This window comes from Micromonospora tarensis (assembly GCF_016803395.1).
In the GTDB taxonomy this organism is placed as follows: Bacteria; Actinomycetota; Actinomycetes; order Mycobacteriales; family Micromonosporaceae; genus Micromonospora; species Micromonospora tarensis.
In genome coordinates this window covers 1-1,825 of the sequence record NZ_JAEVHL010000472.1, presented here as the reverse complement: position 1 = coordinate 1,825, position 1,825 = coordinate 1, and the positions used below count along the sequence as shown (strand labels likewise).

Genomic DNA, 1,825 nt, shown 5'->3' with positions numbered 1-1,825 from the left:
ACGAAACCCTCGTCACGCCGAGCCTCGGCAACCAGATCACGTAAGCGGCCCTCGGAAAGGTGCATCAGGTTCCCGGGACGGAAGATGCACGTGTCGCACGGTTCTCGCGGGCGCCGGCTACGACGGCGTTGGCATCCCGGTCTGCGTCCGCTCCGGCGAGACGGCGGCCGAAGAGATCATCACAGCACTGGGAGGATCGGCGAGATGACCGAGCAGACCAACGCGGCCCGGTTGCGGGAGCTGAACGACAGCATCCGCTACACCATGTGGTCGGTGTTCCGGGCCAGCTCCCCGCTGCCGTCGCTGCGGGACAACGTGACCGGTGAGGTCGAGTCCCTCTTCGACGAGCTGGCCGGCAAGGACGTGGTGGTCCGGGGCGTGTACGACGTCTCCGGGCTGCGCGCCGACGCGGACGTGATGATCTGGTGGCACTCGGCCTCCAGCGACGCGTTGCAGGACGCGTACCTGCGGTTCCGTCGCACCACGTTGGGGCGGGCGCTGACCCCGGTGTGGTCGCAGCTGGCGCTGCACCGGCCGGCGGAGTTCAACAAGAGCCACATCCCGGCGTTCCTGGCCGGCGAGGAGGCGCGCCCCTACCTGTGCGTGTACCCGTTCGTCCGCTCCTACGAGTGGTACCTGCTGCCCGACGCGGAGCGGCGGGAGATGCTGGCCGAGCACGGGAAGATGGCCCGCGGCTACCCGGACGTGCGGGCCAACACTGTCGCGTCGTTCGCGCTCGGCGACTACGAGTGGATGCTCGCCTTCGAGGCCGACGAGCTGCACCGGATCGTCGACCTGATGCGGGATCTACGCGCCTCCGGGGCCCGCCGGCACGTCCGCGAAGAGGTCCCGTTCTACACCGGCCGCCGCCGCTCGGTGGCCGAGATCGTCAACTGCCTGGTCTGACCGCCGGGGCGCGGCTCAGAGCGGGCGGAGCATGACCTGTTCCCGGCGTACGCCGTCGGCCAGCAGGTCGCCTGTCTGATCGGTCATCCGAAAGCCGGCCCGGCGGTAGAGGGCCTTCGCCGGCGCGTTGTCCGGCATGACGGTGAGCCGTAACCAGTCGGCGCCGCTCTCCCGGGCCCAGCGCGCCACGGTGTCCACCAGAAGGTGCCCGACCTTGCGGCCGCGTGCCTCGGGGTGCACCCACATCGAGATCAGCTCCATGGTCAGCGGGTCCGCCGTGGGGACGCCGCTGGACATCCCGACCGGCCGTCTGTCCAGGACGGCCACCAGGTTGTGCGAGCCGGGGATGCCCAGCCGGTCGCGCCAGCGTTGCTCGCGGTCGCCGTCGCCCTGCCAGTCGGCGAGCCGGGAGCCGAACGCCGCGGGCGCCTCGGCCAGAGCGGCCAGCCGCAGCTCACGCCAGACCGGCCAGTCGTCGGCGGTGAGGACCCGAATCTCGATCATGAGGGGATGGTGCCCGGTCGGACGGCCGGGCACCACCCGATTCCCGCCGGCCGGCGCCGCACCCCCGCCCGGGTGCGACGCGCGGGGATCAACTGGTCGTGGTGCAGGTGACCAGCGGAACCGGGTTGCTGCCGTTCCACGAGCCGAGGAAACCGAACGTGGTGCTCGCGCCGGCGGCAAGACTGCCGTTGTTACTGGTGTTACGGGCGGTGACCAGCGTGCCGCTGCTGCTGACCGTGGCGTTCCACGACGAGGTGACCTGCTGGCCGCTGCCGTAGTTCCAGCTCACCGACCAGCCCCGGGTCGCGGAGCCGCCGGCGGTCACCTTCACCTCGGCCTGGAAGCCACCGGGCCACTGCCCGGTGACCTGGTAGGTGGCGGTGCAAGCCCCGGCCGGCGGCGTCGTCGGGGGCGG

General features: G+C 71.3%; 3 protein-coding genes and 1 pseudogene. 2 read left to right on the top strand and 2 right to left on the bottom strand.

Going from position 1 to position 1,825, the window contains the following annotated elements:
* Nucleotides 1-208, top strand: a pseudogene (locus tag JM949_RS38315) (hypothetical protein); the annotation flags it as partial.
* Nucleotides 205-906 carry a hydrogen peroxide-dependent heme synthase gene (gene hemQ, locus JM949_RS35650; protein WP_203152433.1) on the top strand — a complete coding sequence of 234 codons (702 nt, stop codon included), beginning with the start codon at nucleotides 205-207 and terminating at the stop codon, nucleotides 904-906. The pseudogene JM949_RS38315 and the gene hemQ, both read left to right, overlap by 4 nt.
* 15 nt (nucleotides 907-921) lie before the next feature.
* Here the strand turns inward: hemQ and JM949_RS35645 are convergent, their stop codons facing one another.
* Both JM949_RS35645 and JM949_RS35640 read right to left on the bottom strand, forming a co-directional pair.
* Nucleotides 922-1,410: a GNAT family N-acetyltransferase gene (locus tag JM949_RS35645; RefSeq protein ID WP_203152432.1), complete on the bottom strand. Its 489-nt coding sequence runs from the start codon at nucleotides 1,408-1,410 to the stop codon at nucleotides 922-924.
* Nucleotides 1,411-1,498: 88 nt separating this feature from the next.
* The coding region (locus JM949_RS35640; protein WP_203152431.1) for a cellulose binding domain-containing protein at nucleotides 1,499-1,825 on the bottom strand (327 nt) is incomplete at its 5' end.

Bases quoted from the DNA above. Each gene is read 5' to 3' on its own strand.
- JM949_RS35645 (WP_203152432.1), bottom strand. From the start codon at position 1,410: ATGATCGAGATTCGGGTCCTCACCGCCGACGACTGGCCGGTCTGGCGT.
- hemQ (WP_203152433.1), top strand. From the start codon at position 205: ATGACCGAGCAGACCAACGCGGCCCGGTTGCGGGAGCTGAACGACAGC.